Origin of the sequence: Clostridium fungisolvens, from assembly GCF_014193895.1 — a bacterium.
GTDB classification, from domain to species: domain Bacteria; phylum Bacillota; class Clostridia; order Clostridiales; family Clostridiaceae; genus Clostridium_AR; species Clostridium_AR fungisolvens.
On sequence record NZ_BLZR01000001.1, the window covers coordinates 450,369 to 468,281 of the forward strand.

At 31.4% G+C, this 17,913-nt stretch carries 16 protein-coding genes; 15 read left to right on the forward strand and 1 reads right to left on the reverse strand.

Translation table 11 applies throughout. The annotated features are described in order from the left end of the window. Nucleotides 1-239: 239 nt before the first annotated feature. The 7 genes from bsdtw1_RS01735 (at nt 240) to bsdtw1_RS01765 (ending at nt 10,418) form a co-directional block, all read left to right on the forward strand. Nucleotides 240-1,721 (forward strand): ArnT family glycosyltransferase, encoded by a 1,482-nt coding sequence (locus bsdtw1_RS01735; protein WP_183275876.1) that lies wholly within the window; start codon nt 240-242, stop codon nt 1,719-1,721. Between the two features lie 255 nt (nt 1,722-1,976). Beyond that, nucleotides 1,977-2,951, forward strand: coding sequence for an ABC transporter permease (locus bsdtw1_RS01740; protein ID WP_244638089.1), 975 nt, complete (start codon nt 1,977-1,979; stop codon nt 2,949-2,951). Nucleotides 2,952-2,963: 12 nt separating this feature from the next. Continuing rightward, nucleotides 2,964-3,860: a carbohydrate ABC transporter permease gene (locus bsdtw1_RS01745; protein WP_205245264.1), complete on the forward strand. Its 897-nt coding sequence runs from the start codon at nt 2,964-2,966 to the stop codon at nt 3,858-3,860. 94 nt (nt 3,861-3,954) lie between these two features. Next, nucleotides 3,955-5,595 (forward strand): type 2 periplasmic-binding domain-containing protein, encoded by a 1,641-nt coding sequence (locus tag bsdtw1_RS01750; protein WP_183275877.1) that lies wholly within the window; start codon nt 3,955-3,957, stop codon nt 5,593-5,595. Between the two features lie 205 nt (nt 5,596-5,800). Next, complete coding sequence (locus bsdtw1_RS01755; RefSeq protein WP_183275878.1) at nt 5,801-7,609, forward strand: sensor histidine kinase; 1,809 nt, start codon at nt 5,801-5,803, stop codon at nt 7,607-7,609. Nucleotides 7,610-7,623: 14 nt separating this feature from the next. Further along, a complete protein-coding gene (locus bsdtw1_RS01760) occupies nt 7,624-9,165 on the forward strand; it encodes a response regulator transcription factor (RefSeq protein ID WP_183275879.1) in 1,542 nt (513 codons plus the stop codon). A 707-nt stretch (nt 9,166-9,872) separates the two neighbouring features. After that, nucleotides 9,873-10,418, forward strand: a complete 546-nt coding sequence (locus tag bsdtw1_RS01765; protein WP_183275880.1) for an NADH peroxidase — start codon at nt 9,873-9,875, stop codon at nt 10,416-10,418. Nucleotides 10,419-10,882: 464 nt separating this feature from the next. On the opposite strand, the gene bsdtw1_RS01770 is transcribed toward bsdtw1_RS01765, so the two are convergent. Continuing rightward, nucleotides 10,883-11,443 carry a class IV adenylate cyclase gene (locus tag bsdtw1_RS01770; RefSeq protein WP_183275881.1) on the reverse strand — a complete coding sequence of 187 codons (561 nt, stop codon included), beginning with the start codon at nt 11,441-11,443 and terminating at the stop codon, nt 10,883-10,885. Nucleotides 11,444-11,736: 293 nt separating this feature from the next. On the opposite strand from bsdtw1_RS01770, the gene bsdtw1_RS01775 reads away from it, so the two are divergent. From bsdtw1_RS01775 to bsdtw1_RS01810, 8 genes are all read left to right on the forward strand, one after another. Next, entirely contained in the window at nt 11,737-12,234 is a 498-nt protein-coding gene (locus tag bsdtw1_RS01775; RefSeq protein WP_183275882.1) for a DUF6106 family protein, read from the forward strand. Between the two features lie 16 nt (nt 12,235-12,250). Beyond that, nucleotides 12,251-13,291 carry a nucleoid-associated protein gene (locus bsdtw1_RS01780; protein WP_183275883.1) on the forward strand — a complete coding sequence of 347 codons (1,041 nt, stop codon included), beginning with the start codon at nt 12,251-12,253 and terminating at the stop codon, nt 13,289-13,291. A 245-nt stretch (nt 13,292-13,536) separates the two neighbouring features. Beyond that, nucleotides 13,537-13,983: a MarR family winged helix-turn-helix transcriptional regulator gene (locus bsdtw1_RS01785; protein ID WP_183275884.1), complete on the forward strand. Its 447-nt coding sequence runs from the start codon at nt 13,537-13,539 to the stop codon at nt 13,981-13,983. A 31-nt stretch (nt 13,984-14,014) separates the two neighbouring features. Then, nucleotides 14,015-14,638, forward strand: a complete 624-nt coding sequence (locus tag bsdtw1_RS01790; protein ID WP_183275885.1) for a class I SAM-dependent methyltransferase — start codon at nt 14,015-14,017, stop codon at nt 14,636-14,638. A 92-nt stretch (nt 14,639-14,730) separates the two neighbouring features. After that, entirely contained in the window at nt 14,731-15,231 is a 501-nt protein-coding gene (locus bsdtw1_RS01795; protein ID WP_183275886.1) for a GNAT family N-acetyltransferase, read from the forward strand. A 124-nt stretch (nt 15,232-15,355) separates the two neighbouring features. Beyond that, on the forward strand, nt 15,356-15,679 hold the full coding sequence (locus tag bsdtw1_RS01800) for a hypothetical protein (protein ID WP_183275888.1): 324 nt from the start codon (nt 15,356-15,358) through the stop codon (nt 15,677-15,679). Nucleotides 15,680-15,889: 210 nt separating this feature from the next. After that, nucleotides 15,890-16,588: an ABC transporter ATP-binding protein gene (locus bsdtw1_RS01805; protein ID WP_183275890.1), complete on the forward strand. Its 699-nt coding sequence runs from the start codon at nt 15,890-15,892 to the stop codon at nt 16,586-16,588. Next, complete coding sequence (locus tag bsdtw1_RS01810) at nt 16,578-17,900, forward strand: ABC transporter permease (RefSeq protein ID WP_183275891.1); 1,323 nt, start codon at nt 16,578-16,580, stop codon at nt 17,898-17,900. The genes bsdtw1_RS01805 and bsdtw1_RS01810 overlap by 11 nt, the downstream gene beginning before the upstream one ends. Nucleotides 17,901-17,913: the final 13 nt, after the last annotated feature.

Here is a 17,913-nt window from a genome sequence, read left to right on the forward strand (position 1 = left end):
TTTATTTACAGTATTCAGGAGATGGTTTATAATCAAAAGGATGTGTAGAATTTTACAAATTAAGGTTTAGTAAATAGTTTTAAAAGAGCATACACAGCAGTGCATGCTTTTTTTATTGTGTAAGAGTACTTCAGCAACTTTTTTAGTGTAGAGAAGCTTTAATCATTGTAAGAAATACTGATTATGTAATATGATTATATATGTATATATTTGAACGTATAATTTTGGAGGAGAATGATATGAACAACAGGGACAGCCTTCTTATTAAGGGAAATAAGCTAAAGCAAATTTTATATAAGTACTATTATGTTTTGTTACTGATAATTTTAGCTATAACTGTTTTTAGCTTAACATATAAACTTGGAGTAGAGCCTATAAAGGATTGGGATGAGGCTAGACATGGAGTTAATGCTTATGAAATGCTCAAAAATAATAATTATATAGTGAATACTTTTAATTATGAAAATGACTACTACAACTTAAAACCACCACTAAGTTATTGGGGAATAATTTTAGGATTTAAGATATTTGGATATAATCTAATAGGTTTTAGAGCTATGTCGGTTTTGAGTGCTTTTTTAACTATAATTATTGTAGCAGTATTCTCATACAAGAGATTTGGAAGAATTGCATCACTAGTGTCAGTTGGTGTTATGGCTACTTCAATACACTTTTTACAGTTTCATGGAGCAAGAAGTGGAGATGCAGATTCAATGTATGTTTTGCTGTTTACAATTTCAATTATGGCAGCAATAAATTCATACTATAAGAAGAGTTACATATATGTAACTGGACTAGCCTTTTCACTAGCATTCTTAGCTAAGAGTTGGCATACTATGGCTATAGTAGGAGTTGTTGGACTATATTTAATAGTCACTAAGCTAATTTTAAAGTTTAATTGGAAACAGTGGCTTACATTCATTGGATGCAGCTTTGGACCTATTCTTGTATGGGCACTTATAAGAGTAAGATATGATGGTTTTAAATTTATTCATGATATGGTAACTTATGATTTGCTTTCTAGAACTAATTCTCCAATAGAGGGACATACAGGTCCTTGGTACGACTATATTATAGATTTAGTTGTGTATTATAGATGGTATATTGCTGTTTTTATTTTACTTGTATTTATACTAATAATATCAAGAAACATAAGATATGCTATTAAGGACAATCTTAATGAGTATATAGGATTAATAATATGGGTAGTGCTACCGTTGATTTTATTTTCAATTGCCAAGACAAAATTGGCATGGTACATATTCCCTATATATCCACCATTAGCATTATTGATAGGATGTATGGCTGAGTATAGTATTCAAAGCTTTAGAAAAAGTGTATATCCTATTATATTATGCCTAATAATTGCCGCTACAGCAGGATTATATGAATATAAGCTCTTAAATTATATTAGAACTGAACCTGTAGATGTGTTTGAAAACTATCTAAGAGATAGCAAGATATCTTTAGACAAGTACACTTCTTATGTTTATAGACCTACTCAAGTTGAAGGTACGGATTGGAATCAAAGAAATGTATTTGCTTTAGAGCTTTTCAAAGATGGAAAAGCGAAGAATGGTGGCATAAAGGAATTCTTAAATACAAACAAAGATAGTATTCTGTTTTTAGATAATAATGAAGCATCATTAAAATTAATTAAAGAAAATAACCTTAAAATAGTAGATTCTAATAGCAGTATAATTTCTGTAGCTAAGCAATAAATAAAGTTTAAGCTTACGATAACGCACGTAAAGATAATACCCAAATCGTCATATGATTTATATGATTGCATCTATGTTCAAAATAGTAACTTAAATTTAAGTTACTATTTTTTATTTCTATAAATTCGGATTGAAGTGTTTCATATTTAAAACAAACCAAAAAAATGACACCAAAAACAAAAAACAATTACTTATGTAAACGTTCGTAGCATTGTAAAATAATACTTGTAAACGTTGCAGTGAGGGGGAGAAAGGATGCAGGAACGAGGAACAGCCGTAGCAATAAACAAATCAAAAAACAAAGTACCATTCAAAGAAAAATTTGATAAGATGAAACTAAAGTTTAAGAATCAAAAGCAACTGCAAGTTATGGCATGGCTTGGAGTTATATGGATGATTATTTTTTCCTACATACCAATGTATGGGGTAGTAATTGCTTTTAAGAAGTATAATATTACGAAACCTATATCAGAAGCACCTTGGGTAGGACTTCAATACTTTAAAGAATTTTTAGCTGATGAGAATTTCATGAATGTAATGAAAAACACAGTAGGTATCAGCATATTTAAGCTTATAGTATGTTTTCCATTACCAATAATTTTTGCATTGATGTTGAATGAGCTTACATCTATTAAGTTCAAAAAGTTTGTACAAACTATATCATATCTTCCACACTTTTTATCATGGGTAATACTTGGTGGAATAATGATGAACTGGCTTTCTGATGTAGGAATTCTCAATACAATATTAAAGAGTCTACACATAATAAAGGAGCCAATCACCTACCTCGGGGAACCGAAGTATTTTTGGCAGATATCGGTAATATCTGAATTATGGAAGGAATTGGGCTGGTCAGCTATAATATACCTTGCAGCCATAGCAGGGGTAGATCCCGAACTGTATGAAGCAGCAACCACTGATGGAGCTGGAAGAATTAGAAAAATGATAAGTATAACTTTACCTTGCATAAAACCTACTATAGCACTACTGTTTATACTTGCAGTATCAGGGCTTTTAAATACAAACTTTGACCAAATAATGGTTTTAAAGAATCAATTAAATGCTAGTGCTAGTGATGTTTTAGATGTATATGTTTATAGAATGGGTTTACAACAAGCAAGATTCTCTTATGCAACAGCAGTAGGATTATTTAAATCAGTAATAGCATTTATGCTTTTATGGTCTGCTAATTTTGTAAGCAAAAAGATGAATGATACATCATTATTCTAGGAGGAGCAAGGTATGAAGATAAATTTTTTAAAACGCCGAACTAAAGGCGAAGCAGTATTTGATACTATAAACATAATAATCATGCTAGTAATATGTTTTATAACTATATATCCAATTTGGTACACAGTAATTAACTCTTTTAATGAAGGACAAGATGCTATGCTTGGAGGGATTTACTGGTGGCCTAGAAAGTTCACTTTAGATAATTACAAAGCAGTGTTTAGTAATGCAGGGATTATAAAGGCTCTAGGGGTAACGGTTGCGAAAACTGTAATAGGAACTGTAGTACATGTTTTCTTTACAGCGATGGTAGCATACTCACTTTCAAAGAAGAGTCTAGTTGGAAGAAATTTTTATACAACTTTAGGACTAGTAACACTATTCTTTAGTGGTGGTTTAATACCTCTATATTTACTTATAAGAAATTTAGGAATGTTAGATAACTTTTTAGTTTATATAATACCAGCAGCATTTAGTTTTTATGACTTGCTAATATTCAAATCGTTCTTTAGCCAGATACCGCCTTCGCTGGAGGAAGCAGCGAGGATAGATGGAGCAACTGACTTTAAGATATTTATTAGGGTAGTAATACCTATATCACTTCCAGTAATAGCAACTATAGCATTGTTCCATGGTGTTTATCAATGGAATGACTACTTCACAGGTATGATCTATATAAACAATAATGATTTACAGCCTATACAAACTTATTTGTATAAGATTGTAGCTCAAACTGGTGCTAATGCAGTAAATACAAATATGCCTGGTGCGGTAGGAGCATCTACAGTTACACAGCAGACTATAAAGCTTGCAACTATGGTTGTAACCACATTCCCAATAGTATGTGTTTATCCATTCCTTCAAAAGTACTTTGTAAAAGGAATGCTTTTAGGTTCAGTAAAGGGTTAACAATTTCTGATTAACATCAAGTTAACTTATTCAAATCCTAAATACTTTTAATCAGAAGTTAGTATAAATATAATAATCTTAGGGGGGACTAAGTATGGTCAAGAAGAAAATTTGTAAGGCTTTAACTATAGGTCTAACAACTGTAATGAGTGTAGCACTTTTTGCAGGTTGTGGTAGTAGTAGTAAAGAAAAGGCTCAAGAAACAACAAGCAATTTAACTGCAGACCAACCAGGTTGGAAGGAAGATACTTCACCTATAACTCTTGATTGGTATGTTAACTATTCATGGTTCACTAAGAAATGGCAAGACGATGCTATTTCTAAATATGTAACCAAGAAAACTGGTGTTACTCTTAATCTAATATCACCAGCTGGTAATGAAGCTGAAAAAGTAAATACTATGATTGCATCAGGTAAGCTTCCAGATATTTTAACTTTAGATTGTAATGATGCTGCAATTAAGACTATGATTCAAGGTGGATTAGTATCTCCATTAGATGAATTAGCTAAAAAGTATGATTTGTACTTTACTAAGGTTGCAGATCAACAAAAACTTGACTGGTATAAACAAGAAGACGGTCACGTTTATGAATATCCAAATGCATCATCATCTTTAAAAGATTTCGATAAATACAAGGATCTTAAACCATCAAATCAAACTTTCTTAGTAAGAAAAGACATGTATGAAGCTTTAGGAAAGCCAGATATGTCAACACCAGATGGTTTCTTAAATGCTTTAAAAGCTGCTAAAGAAAAATTTGGTACTGTAAATGGTCAACCATTGATTCCAATAGGATTCCATGAATTTGGAGATACAGGAAACTATTCTTTTGAAGCATATCTTCAAAACTTCTTATCTATCCCAATGGATAAGGATGGAAAGTTCTATGATAGACAAACTGACCCAGAATATGTAAATTGGTTAAAGACTTTCAGAAAAGCTAACGAAATGGGACTTTTAGCAAAAGATATATTTGTTGATAAGAGATCACAAATGGAAGAAAAGATCGCTCAAGGCAGATACTTTGCTATGTTATATCAGAGATCAGATATGGCTACACAACAGTTAGCATTATACAAAAAAGATCCTAACTCAATATATATAGCTGTAGATGGACCTAAGAACTCTAAGGGAGAACAATCAAAGCTTGCAGGAGACAGCTTAGGTGGTTGGACAGTAACACTTGTATCAAAAGCTTGTAAAGATCCAAAGAGAGCTATAAGATTCATAAGCTATTTAATCAGTGAAGAAGGTAATAAAGACTTATTCCTAGGCGAAAAAGGCGTAACTTATGATACAATAGACGGAAAAGAGCAATTCAAACCAGAAGTTCTTGATTTATTAAACACAGACAGAGCTGCATTCGATAAGAAATACGGTGCATCATTCACTTACTGGATGTTAATGGATACTAACCTACAACTTAAGTGGGCTCCTCCATCATCAGCTCCAATAAAAGCTATGGAAGATTGGACAAAAGGAAAGACTGTAAGCTATGCAGTATTTGATAATACTAAACCAACTGGAGATAATGCAGAAGGAATAGCAGAGACTAAGATTGAACAACTTTTCGGTACTACACTTCCTAAGTTATTAATGGCTAAGTCAGATGCTGAATTCGATAGCATATTTGCTGAATTCAAGAAGAAGAGAGACGAAGCTGGTTTCGATAAAGTTATGGCTTACAAACAAAAACAATACGAATCTAATAAGACTAAATTAGGCGTTAAATAGTAATTATAATAAGGTGTTGTCTTGAACAATAGTTCAAGGCAGCACCATAATTTAATTTGAAATAAATTCTAATATTGAAAGAAATATGGTATAATAAGATGAAGAAATTTTTAACCTCTCTAACGAAAAAAGTAAGAATCAAATGTATATTTGGTGATTATATTGATTTTTTCATAAAAATGAAAACCTTTAAATGGGGGAAAGAATGATAAAAAAGCTTATTGCCAAATTTAATAATACTACCCTTGTAAAAAAGTTCTTAATTTCTTATATAAGTATAATTGCTGTACCCATACTAGCAGTTGTATCAATATCTTATGGAACCATTCAGAAAAGAAACCGTGAAGATTCACTAAAGCAAAGTGATTATAAACTAGATGCCGAGTATCAGAACATTTATAGAAATATGAGCATAATGGGCAATATCATACAGATTGTAATAAATAACAAAGAGATGTTGGCCTTTATAGGTGGAACAGAAGAGTATAGTACTGAGGATTTGGTGAAATTCAACAATACAACCTATAAGGATATTGTACATCTTCAATATAACAATGCAATGATTGAAGGAATAAATATCTTTACGGACAATGAGAAGGTAAAGGAAATATGGCCCTTAATTTATAGGGAGAATAGAATAAAAGATAATCAATGGTTCCAAAAAACTCTTGAAAATAATACAAAGGTTTATTGGGATATTAATCATTTGGATAATGATATTAATAAGGCAGTAGTTACTAATGAAGGGGAACCTAATCTAATAGTTTCTCTAAACAGAGAACTAAGATACCCAGAAGATAAACATATCGGGGTAGTAAGAATAAATATGGCTTCAAAAAACTTCTTCCCTAAAATGTACGAGAATCCAAATGATGATAGCAATGAAATGTTATTAGTAAACAAGAATGGAAAGATGTATGGCAACAAGGATAATGCATTTGAACAAAACGCAAAGTTTAATAAAACCAAGTTTTTTAAATCTTTTCAAGATAAAGTCAAAGGCAATGATGGCATGTTTTCATATAATGACGGTTTTACTGAGTATACTGTGGTTTACAAGGTAGCTCCTATAGAAGATTGTTATCTTGTAAATATAATAGATATAGGTAAAGTAAATAGTAGTATAAAATATACTAGAAATTTATTTGTAATTGGGACTGTTTTCCTAATAGGAATGCTTTCTTTAATAATATACTACATAACAAACATAATACTTAGGAGACTATATATAATCATAAAATCCTTAAAGAAAGTTCGTGGGGGAGACTTAAATGTAGAAATACCTGTTTACAGTAATGACGAGATTGGTCTTTTAGCCCACCATTTTAGACAACTAGTAAATAAAATAAATGTACTCATAAAGGATAGTATAGATAAGAAAACTGTAACTAAAGAAGCTGAATTGAAGGCTTTAAAAAATCAGTTAGATGCCCATTTTTTATATAATACACTAGAAAACATAAGAATGATGGCAGAGATAGAAGAGAACTATACCGTATCAGACTCTTTGGCAAGTCTTGGTGAAATGATGAGATATAATATGAAGTGGGATAGGGATTATGTTCCTTTATTTGAGGAGATAAACCATATCAAAAATTATATAGCATTGATGGCAATAAGATTTGAGCATAACATAAGTTTGAGAATAAATATTGACGAAAGATTAATGGACAAGGATGTGCTTAAGTTATCGCTTCAACCATTAGTAGAAAATGCAGTAAAGCATGGATTAAGTAAGAAACTTGTAAAAGAGGATGGTACAATAGTTGTTGATGGTAAAGAGGATAAAGAATTCACTTATATAACTATTACAGATAATGGTTGTGGTATAGATGAAGCTAGTCTTATAGAACTAAAAGAGTTTTTAAATAGCAGTGAACAAAACACAAAGCATGGACTTGGAATGAAAAATGTAAATGAAAGAATAAAGATTTATTATGGAGAGTATTATGGCATCGATATTGTCAGTAAAAAAGGTTATTTTACTAAGATAATACTAAAATTACCAAGGTAAGGTGGAGAGGCTATTTGAAAAAGGTTTTGATAGTTGATGATGAAAAGTTTATACGAAATGGACTTGAATCCATAATTAAAAGAAAATATGAAGATAAATATGAAACCATTTTATGTTCAAATGGGATTGATGCATTGGATAAAGTAAAGAATAACGAAATATTTTTTGTTATTACTGATATAAGAATGCCTGATTGTGATGGAATAGAATTTTTGAAAAAATTAAATAACGAAGAGATAAAAATTCCGACATTGATTCTTAGCGGTTACGATGATTTTAATTATGCCGTAGAAGCATTAAGATATGGTGCGAAGGATTATTTATTAAAGCCTATAAAAAAGAATGAATTATATGAGTGTATTGAAAAAATAGAAAAAGAGTACGATCTAGCTATGGAAAATAGCAATAAGGAGAGTATTGAGCTAATAAATGAAGTTAGTAATAGATTCAACATAATACTATTAAATGAAAGGCTTAATGATGAGGCAATAAAAGAGGAATTAGCAAAGCTTTGTCAGGGAATTGACGAAAGTTCTTATTATTTAGCTGTTCTCTTTAAGAAAGATTTAATGATGATACCTGAGACAGAAAGGAATGAAAAGTATGATGAGCTGTTAAAAGCAATCATACGGCAAGAAGAAAAGGTTTCTGCCTTTGTTGATAATCAAGGAAACTTGAACATAATCTATAGTGACATTAATGCAATAGCTGATATAAAAAATTGGATTAATGAAAATAAAAAATACGGATACTGCTGTGGAGTAAGTAATAATTTAATTGATTTCAATCAATTTAGATTTGGATATAAGAATGCTATCCTTGCTTTAAAGAGCAATTTAATATACAAGGAAAATAGACGTCTTACAACTTATGAATATGTATTAGAAAAGAGTAAAACTATTGTTCAAAATGAATTGGTTGAAAAGCTTATTAATTTAATTGGAACTAAAAGGCGAGATAAGATAGTTGAGTTTCTTCAATTAATCTATGCTGAGGAAGTGGTTAGAGAGCATGGTATTGTATACCTTGAGAGATCTAATGAAAAATTGCTGGAAAATATGAAAAGTTATTTAGATCAACAAATCTCTAGTAACCTAGAGCTAAAGCATAAGCTTGAATTTATAAGCAATATTTTAAATTTTAGTAACTACAGAGAATTTTATTATGAACTTAAAGAATTAGTGCTTTATGTTGATGAGTTGCTTTTTGAGATGAGAAGAGCTTTGTGTGATAAGAGTTTTATAGGAAAAGCAATCGAATATATAAATGATAACTATTCTAAAAATTTATCACTGACTGTGGTATCAAATGTAGTGTCTGTTAACTACAGTTACTTCTCACAGGTGTTTAAAGAACATACTGGAGAAAATTTCATAAATTATTTAAGAAACATAAGGGTTAAAAAAGCTCAAGAGCTTTTAAGAGAGCAAGAACTTAAGGTTTATGAGGTTGCTGAGGCTGTAGGATATTCTGATTCAAAGCAGTTTACAAAGGCTTTTAAGAGTGTCACCGGAATAACTCCACAAGAATTCAAAGAAAAGCAGTTTATTAATTAGTATTTTTTGATGTTTGCTGAAATTTAGGTGTCACTATCTCCAATGCTTGAATGAGCTTCGCAGAGAATTAATATGACTTATTCCAATAAGATAGCTACAACTGTATAACTCACTACGTTCGGACAATACAGTTGATTAACGCTATCTTATCTTCATAAGTTATTTAATTCTAGTTGCTTGCTCATATAGCATCTCCGTTAGTAACACCTAAATTTCAATAGTAATATTAAAATAATACTAATTAGCGTTTTAAGAGGAAACTAAAATTAGATGGTTATATTTTTGATGAATGAGAGTTGTGAAGGATTTTATCTATGTAGGAAACTAGATTATAAACAGTATTAAATATAGTACAAGCTTAATTACTTTAATGATAGCATCATAGATGGATTTACTAAAAACTATAATGAAAATAGCAATTCTATTATTAGTTAATAATAGAACATTTATCAGTTGATAATAAATATCATGAATAGTAGAACAGAAAATAAAATATATATAATTGTAAAAGTCTTATAAATACCGAGGTGTAAAGAAATATCCTCGGTATTTTTGTTGATTTTAATGGGTCAAAGTATTATTTAATGAAAAATTTTCTAAAAAGGGTCTTTACAATTAATAATAACTATTATATAATATGAATTGTGAAGAAATTAATCAGTTATCAAATGAAATTAATATATATGATTTAAGAGGAGGATTTAGAAATGAAGAAGTTTATATGTACAATATGTGGATATGTTTATGAGGGAGAAGCTGCTCCAGAGAAATGCCCAGTATGTGGAGCACCAGCTGAAAAATTCAATGAACAAAGCGGAGAATTAGTATGGGCTGATGAGCACAGAATCGGAGTTGCTCAAGGCGTTGATGAAAGAGTATTAGAAGGTTTAAGAGCTAACTTTACTGGAGAATGTACAGAAGTAGGAATGTATCTTGCTATGAGCAGACAAGCTGATAGAGAAGGTTTCCCAGAAGTTGCTGAAGCATACAAGAGAATAGCTTTTGAAGAAGCTGAACATGCTGCAAAGTTTGCTGAATTATTAGGAGAAGTTGTAGTAGCTGACACTAAGAAGAATCTTCAAGCTAGAGTAGAAGCTGAATACGGCGCAACTGCTGGTAAGAAAGAATTAGCTACATTAGCTAAGCAATTAAACTACGATGCAATCCATGACACAGTTCATGAAATGTGTAAAGATGAAGCTAGACATGGAAAAGCTTTCAAGGGTTTATTAGAAAGATATTTCAATAACTAATTATCACATATCAAAGGACAGGCGCTCGCCTGTCCTTTTTAGTTGTATAATGTTAGTAAAAATTTAGATGCCACTACATCTGATACTTGATGAGCTTCGCAGATAATTAATATGATTTCTTCTGATAAAGTTGCTAAAACTGTATAACTCGCTTCGCTCAGACAATACAGTTTCTTAACGCAACTTTATCTCCAGAAATCATTTAATTATAATTGCTTGCTCATATGTATCTCCTGTAGTTGCATCTAAATTTAATATATAACATAGAACAACTTAAAGTTGTATTAATGGTACGTGAAGTAGATTTTATAAGCTTACATAACTCGCTTAATTCTAGTTGCTTGCTCATATAATATCTACTGTATCACTACCTAAATTTTAAATATAATATTAAACATAACTTGAAATTTAGTATCACTACATCCAATGCTTCAATGATCTTCACAAAGAATTAATATGATTTATTAAAGTCCTTTTTGATCGCCTTTTGCAAGGCCTCTTTCTTCTAGGATCTCGTAGATTGTCTTTGAGGTAGTGTCTGCCATTGTATATCCTAGAGCTTCTACAACTTCTTTAAGTTCATCTTCGTGAGCTGTTTCTATCTCTATATATGGGAAGGGACAGAAATTTTTATCGTTGATGTCTATCTCAACTAAGGTGTTTTTGTATTTATAGCTTTCTCTAGATTTTTTTATAGTTTCAACTAAAGTTAATCCTAAAGCATTAAATAGTTTTTCGGCAGTATCACCGTCATCTACTATTATCTCGTTTTCTTCCATTACCTTATATTTTTCTTGGGATAGCATCTTTTTAGTGGTCATGTAATAAACTATTTTATTATTAAGTTTGTCATCAATAGTTCTAACTCTTGCGTAACCTTTAGCTGATAAAAGTCTTCTATCTGGAAAATCAAAGATCTTATTTACTTGATCCTCATCTTTAACTTTATAGCCTCCAAGAGCAGTTATCTTATTTTTGATTTCTTCAACATCAATATCTAAAATTCTTGTTTCTAATTCTTGCATAGCTTCCTCCGAGTTTCCTTAAAATTATAGAAAATGTATTTATAGTTTAATATAAATCGTATTGTATAGCTAATAATAGTTTATCAAAGTACCCATAAACTGCAATACTTAAATTCATTGGGATTACGTATAAGGATATTTTCAACATATTGTATGAAATATATAAGAACTTTAACTTATTTTAGTCAAAGTAACTAAAATGAAAATCCTTACGGAAAGGATTACATTTTATGCTATAATGATATCATTAAGGTATTCTGTAATGGAAATACAATGGTTGAGGGGGAAGTCATATGGATCAGTTTAAGGAACAATTAGTCAGAGCTCAAAATGTAGGAAAATATAAGACAGTAAAAATACTTATGTACATATTAGGTGTACTTGCAGTACTTAGTATACTTACTGGGAACTTTATGTTAGGGTTGCTACTTGCAGCAATTGCAGGTATACTTTTCTATGTGAAAAGATTCTTCTATCTTGAGTTTGAATATGTAATAACCAATGGGGAAGTTGATGTTGATGTTATATATGAAACAAAAACTAGGAAGAAGAAGATGTCCTTTAACATGAAGGAAGTTTCACTTTTAGCACCTTATGACAGTGATGCATATAAGGCGCTAAATAACAAACCTTCGAAAGTAATAACTGCAATACCAGATGGAAACAAAGATAGAGCTTATGTAGCTGTAGTTACAGAAGGAAATGATAGAGCTCAGCTTATCTTTGTACCTAATCAAGACTTTGTGAATATTTGCTTTTTATTCAATCCGAAGGTGGTAAAGAAAAATTAGTACCAGAGGTGAGTAGATGGAATACGTAAACGACATAAGTATCGTAGAAGCTGTAATTCATATATTGGATACAAACGGAGATGAACCTATATTAAACGAGTATAGGTTAGAATTAAACGAAGATATATATAAATTTTTATACAGACATATTGAAAGAGCCTTTAAGGATGAAGAACTTAAATATGCTGTATTCAATCCAGAAAGAAATATAGTAAAAGAAGTTTCTCAAGACTATCTAGATGGAATTAACTCAGATATTGTGTCTGTTTCTAAGGAACTTGCAAGACAGATGTTTGCCGTAATGAAAGGCAATGTGAACATCCCATCCTGTGATCTTATAGTTGTGTCTATTTCAACGGATCAGGGACCAATGCTTGCAATAATGAAGATGGATTATGTAAGAAATTTTACTCATAAGATAGACTTTATTGAAGATAAGATTGGAATTGATATAATAGAACAGGCTTCAGGACTTCCTGCAAGTAGCTCAAGGCTTCAAAAGTGTGCATTCATAAAACCATTAAGAGAAGAGCATACAGTTAATCTAATGGTTATAGATAAGCAAAAGAAGTCAAAAGAAGAGGAAGAATACGGAGCAAATTACTTTATAAATAATTATCTTGGCTGCTCAATTGTAACTAATGAGAGAGATATGACTAAAACCTTTGTAAAGGCTGCAGAAGCATGGACTAGAAATAACATGTATGAAGATGCAGATAAAGCCGAAAAGATAAGAAGTACCATTAAAAGCAAGCTAAAAGAAGAAGATACAATAAATATGCAAGAACTATCTCATGAGCTTTTCAAAGAAGAGCCTCAAGCTAAGGAAAGTTTCGATCAATTTGTATCTGCCCAAGGCTTAGAAGAAGAAATAGCAGTAGATAAGCAATGGGTAGAGAAAAAACTTAAAAGGGTAAGACTTAAAATCGATAAGGATATAGACTTATATTTGACTGAAGAAGCCTATAATGACCCTCAGAGATTTGAGATACAACGTAATGGTGACGGAAGCATAAACCTTGTGGTGAAGCATGTTAAAAACTATATAGAAAAGTAAACATATGCCTGAAATTACATATAAGTTAATGAGGAAAGACTGTGGGAGACCACGGTCTTTTTTTCATAGAAATATAAAAAACTAAGCTAGATAAAGCTAAAGATTTAAATAGTTTTACAATATTATAAAGGATATGCAGTAAAAAACTTATGGTTACGGAGGCAAAAAATAATACATATAATGTAAAATAATAGTTGTATATTACAACTATTGCATGATACAATAATTGTAAGGAGTGATTGAACATGATTTTTATGGATGATCCAAAGAAGTTAAGAGAATTAATACGAATGCTTGAGAGAAAACTTGGAATTTTACAAGATAGCGGGTTTTCGTGTTGCCAAATAACAATGTCACAGTGCCATGCTTTAGTAGAGATTGGTCGTGCAAAAGGCATTTCATTAAATGAATTAGCAGAATTATTAAATTTAGAGAATAGCACTATGAGTAGGACAGTAAATAATTTGGTAACAAATGAGCTTGTAAAAAGAGATATTGATCCAGAAGATAGAAGGTATGTAACTATATCTCTTACTGATAAAGGGAATGATATCTATCAAGAGATTGAGGAAGAAATGAATGTATACTTCACAAAAATATATGAAGCAATACCTGCTGATAAAAGACAACAAGTTTTAGAAAGTATAGATATTCTTCTTGAATCAATAGACAAAAGTAGTTGCTGCGAGTAATAAAAGAAGATTATATATGGAGGGGTATGAGGTGAGTAGTAAAGTGTATTTTAAAGAAGTAGCTAAAGAATGGGATACTATGAGGCAAGACTTTTTTTCAGAATCCGTAAGAGATAAGGCTTATGAGGTAGCAGATGTAAAAGAAGGTAAATTAGCTGCAGATATTGGAGCTGGAACTGGATTTATAACTGAAGGGCTTTTACAAAAGGGTTTAAATGTAATAGCTGTAGATCAATCTTATGAGATGATTGAGGAAATGAAACAGAAATTTAATTTATCTAATCAAGTAGAATACCGTCAAGGAGATGCAGAGAAACTACCAATCGATGATGTCACAGTAGATTATGCGATGGCAAATATGTACCTACATCACGTAGAAGATCCATTGATAGCTATTAAAGAAATGGTAAGGATACTAAAACCTTCTGGAAAACTTGTGATTACGGATTTAGATCAACACAATCATGAGTTTTTAAGAACTGAACAGCATGATAGATGGATGGGATTTGATCGTAAAGATATTGAGAATTGGTTTGTAGAAGCAGGATTATCAAATGTATTTGTCGATTGTGTAGGTGGAAATTGTTGTGCAACCTCAAGCTGTGGAGGTGAAAGTGCAAGTATAAGTATCTTCGTAGCTTATGGCGAAAAGTAATTAATAAAGATGTAATTTAAAAAGTAAATATATATTATAAAGACAAGGGACTCTATATAAAGTTGCTTGTCTTTCTTAGAAGGAGAATATAAATGAATTATAGTATAGAAGAGATGAAGTTATCAGACTGGGAACAGGTTAAGGATATTTATTTAGAAGGAATTAATACAGGAATAGCAACCTTTCAAAGCGAGGCACCAACTTGGGAATCATGGGATAAAGGTCATCTTGCAGCATGTAGATTTGTTGCTCGTTTGGATAACGACATCTTAGGTTGGGTTGCATTAAGCACAACTTCTACTAGAGAGTGCTATGCAGGAGTAGTGGAAGTAAGCATCTATATTGGGGAGAAATATAGAGGAAACAATATAGGATCAAGTCTTTTGACAAAGGTAATAGAGCAATCAGAAGAAAAGGGAATATGGACACTATATTGTGCTATTATTAGAGAAAATATTAAAAGCATAGAAATGCATAAGAAATGTGGATTCAGAGAGATTGGTATAAGAGAAAAAATCGCTAAAATGCCTAGTGGTGTGTGGCATGATGTTGTACTAATGGAACGAAGGAGCAAGGTGGTTGGGATAAGCTAAGAATGGTAGAAATATAACTTATGGCCAGATAGGGAATCCACTAGCCTATAATGCATACTCTGATATTTTTCAAGCATGTTTTTAATAAGGAATTACATTAAAAATATTATAAGGAGAACTTGAGTTGAATACACTTGAATTAAGAGAATGGGTTGTAAAGAATGATATTGAAAAAAAGACTATTAAAGGTTTTTGGAACTACTATAATAATTTCCTAGAGGAAGATTCAGAATCCTTTTACTCTATATATGGTAAGTTGGATCAAAAAATGATTTGTGTTAACTTATCGAAAGTTGCATTGACAATAGTAAATTGGCCGGATGATTATGTGAATGATTGCATTATAGCATATGCATCTATAAAATATGACGATATTAATATCGCAGAGTATAAGCTGGTTTTCAATCTTAAAGGTGAGATAGTTGATGATTATCTATTACCGGATTAAATAGTTATATGAATAATTAAATGAAAACCAATGGGGAAACCTATTGGTTTTTCTTGTTTTTTCATATTATCTAATCCACAACCCAATCTTAAGGTAATCTTAAGATAGTATTAATAACCACTTAAACAAAAGTGGTTAGAATTAATAATGTAGATAAACGTTGGAATAATGATTGCTACTAAAAGTAATAATGGTTTTGGGAGGATAAAGATGATTGAAATAAAGGAATTATCAAAGGTTTATAGGATGGGAAAGGAAAAAGTTATAGCTTTAAATAAAGTGTCTTTTAATATTCAAGATGGTGAGTTTGTGGCTATAGTTGGACCATCTGGATCAGGTAAATCAACTTTGATGCATCTTGTAGGGGGACTGGATACTCCAACTAAGGGTAGCATAGAGGTTGATGGTAAGGACATTGCGAAGCTTAAGGATAAAGATATGGCTAAATACAGAAATGAGAAAATCGGATTTGTATTTCAGGCTTTTAATTTAGAGAACACTCAAACTGCTTTAGAAAATGTTATGATGCCTCTTATATTTTCTGGAGTAGGAAAGAAGGAAAGAAAAGAGAGAGCACTTAAAGCTTTAGAACTTGTTGGATTAAGTGACAAGGTTAAGCATAAACCTACTGAGATGTCTGGTGGTCAGAGACAGAGAGTTTCTATTGCTAGAGCTATAGTAAATAATCCTCAGATTGTTTTTGCTGATGAACCTACTGGTAACCTGGATTCTAAAACTGGTGAAAATATAATGAACTTGTTTCAAGAGTTAAATGACAAGGGTTATACCATAATAATGGTTACTCACAATCAGGTTGAAGCTCAAAAGGCTAAGAGAATGATCAAGATTATGGATGGTGTTATAACTGATGATTTGGTCACTGAAAGGGGAATAGAAAATGCGATTTAGGGACAATATAGGCATGGCCCTTCAGGACTTAAAAAGAAGAAAAGGAAGAACTTTTTTAACTTCACTAGGTATAGCCATCGGTACAATGTTAGTGCTTATAATGGTAGGACTTGGCTTCACTTTGAAGAATTTTATAGTTGATGCCATGAATGGAGAGTTAAGTTCTAAAGTTATTACCGTAGCTTCTATAAAGAAAGATGCAGAGGAGTTAGATAATGCTGCAGACTATGAAGAATGGAATGAAAAAAACTTTAAAAAGATCGACAGCAGTATGTTAGACAAGTTTGGTGCTATAAACGGAGTTAAGGAATTAAAGGCATCTATGTCTACTATGGTGGAAAAGCTTAAGGTAAACGACAGTACAAAGGAAGGTGCTTTTAGCATACAAGGTTATGATTTAAACCACTCAGTATTCTTTCAAGATGAGATAGAAAATAAGAAGAAAGCTGAAAAGGATGAGAATTTAAAGACTATAGTAAGCGGAAGTATGTTAAATAAAGATTCTAAAGCAGAAGCTATTATAAGTGAGGATATGCTTTCTACTTTAGGTTTTAGCAAGGCTGAGGATGCTATAGGTAAAAATATATCTATAATAGTTGATAAAGCTAAGGGTATTTCTATAAAACCTGTAGAGAAGAATCTAAAGGTTGTTGGGGTTGTAAACAAAAAGCTATTACCTGGAAATAGTATAATAACCTCCTCTAAAGATGCAGCTGAGATAATAGGTTTAACTGAATTAGTTGAAAACTACGAAAAGGAAAAAGGCTTTAGCTCTGTTCAGATTTCAGCAGATGATATTAACAATGTTGAAAAAGTAAAAAATGCAGTACTTGCAGAAGGATACCAAGCAGTTTCTAATCAAGATATGATAAAAGAGATAACTAAAGCTTTTGATAATATAAGCTTAGCTTTATCAGTACTTGGAATAATAGTATTATTTGTTGCTGCCTTAGGTATAGTAAATACAATGGTAATGGCAATATATGAAAGAACTAGAAGCATTGGAGTAATGAAATCAGTAGGAGCAAATAATGTGAGTATAAGAAATATATTCTTAGTTCAATCAGGCACCATAGGTTTCTTAGGTGGAATTACTGGTATTGTGCTAAGTCTCGGAATATTTAAGGTAATAGAGTTTGGACTAGAAGCTTATTTAAAATCTAAGGATATAAGTATGAGTTTGAATTTTAACATACCGCTATGGCTGATAGGCACTACTTTAGGTTTCTCTATCGTTATTGCAGTGCTCGCAGGATTATACCCAGCTATGAGAGCATCAAGATTAGATCCTATCGATGCACTTAAGGGTTAGGAGGGGAAGATAA

Bases quoted from the DNA above. Each gene is read 5' to 3' on its own strand.
- bsdtw1_RS01765 (WP_183275880.1), top strand. From the start codon at position 9,873: ATGAAGAAGTTTATATGTACAATATGTGGATATGTTTATGAGGGAGAA.
- bsdtw1_RS01780 (WP_183275883.1), top strand. From the start codon at position 12,251: ATGGAATACGTAAACGACATAAGTATCGTAGAAGCTGTAATTCATATA.
- bsdtw1_RS01750 (WP_183275877.1), top strand. From the start codon at position 3,955: ATGGTCAAGAAGAAAATTTGTAAGGCTTTAACTATAGGTCTAACAACT.
- bsdtw1_RS01785 (WP_183275884.1), top strand. From the start codon at position 13,537: ATGATTTTTATGGATGATCCAAAGAAGTTAAGAGAATTAATACGAATG.
- bsdtw1_RS01740 (WP_244638089.1), top strand. From the start codon at position 1,977: ATGCAGGAACGAGGAACAGCCGTAGCAATAAACAAATCAAAAAACAAA.
- bsdtw1_RS01770 (WP_183275881.1), bottom strand. From the start codon at position 11,443: ATGCAAGAATTAGAAACAAGAATTTTAGATATTGATGTTGAAGAAATC.
- bsdtw1_RS01795 (WP_183275886.1), top strand. From the start codon at position 14,731: ATGAATTATAGTATAGAAGAGATGAAGTTATCAGACTGGGAACAGGTT.
- bsdtw1_RS01805 (WP_183275890.1), top strand. From the start codon at position 15,890: ATGATTGAAATAAAGGAATTATCAAAGGTTTATAGGATGGGAAAGGAA.
- bsdtw1_RS01810 (WP_183275891.1), top strand. From the start codon at position 16,578: ATGCGATTTAGGGACAATATAGGCATGGCCCTTCAGGACTTAAAAAGA.
- bsdtw1_RS01745 (WP_205245264.1), top strand. From the start codon at position 2,964: ATGAAGATAAATTTTTTAAAACGCCGAACTAAAGGCGAAGCAGTATTT.
- bsdtw1_RS01775 (WP_183275882.1), top strand. From the start codon at position 11,737: ATGGATCAGTTTAAGGAACAATTAGTCAGAGCTCAAAATGTAGGAAAA.
- bsdtw1_RS01735 (WP_183275876.1), top strand. From the start codon at position 240: ATGAACAACAGGGACAGCCTTCTTATTAAGGGAAATAAGCTAAAGCAA.
- bsdtw1_RS01755 (WP_183275878.1), top strand. From the start codon at position 5,801: ATGATAAAAAAGCTTATTGCCAAATTTAATAATACTACCCTTGTAAAA.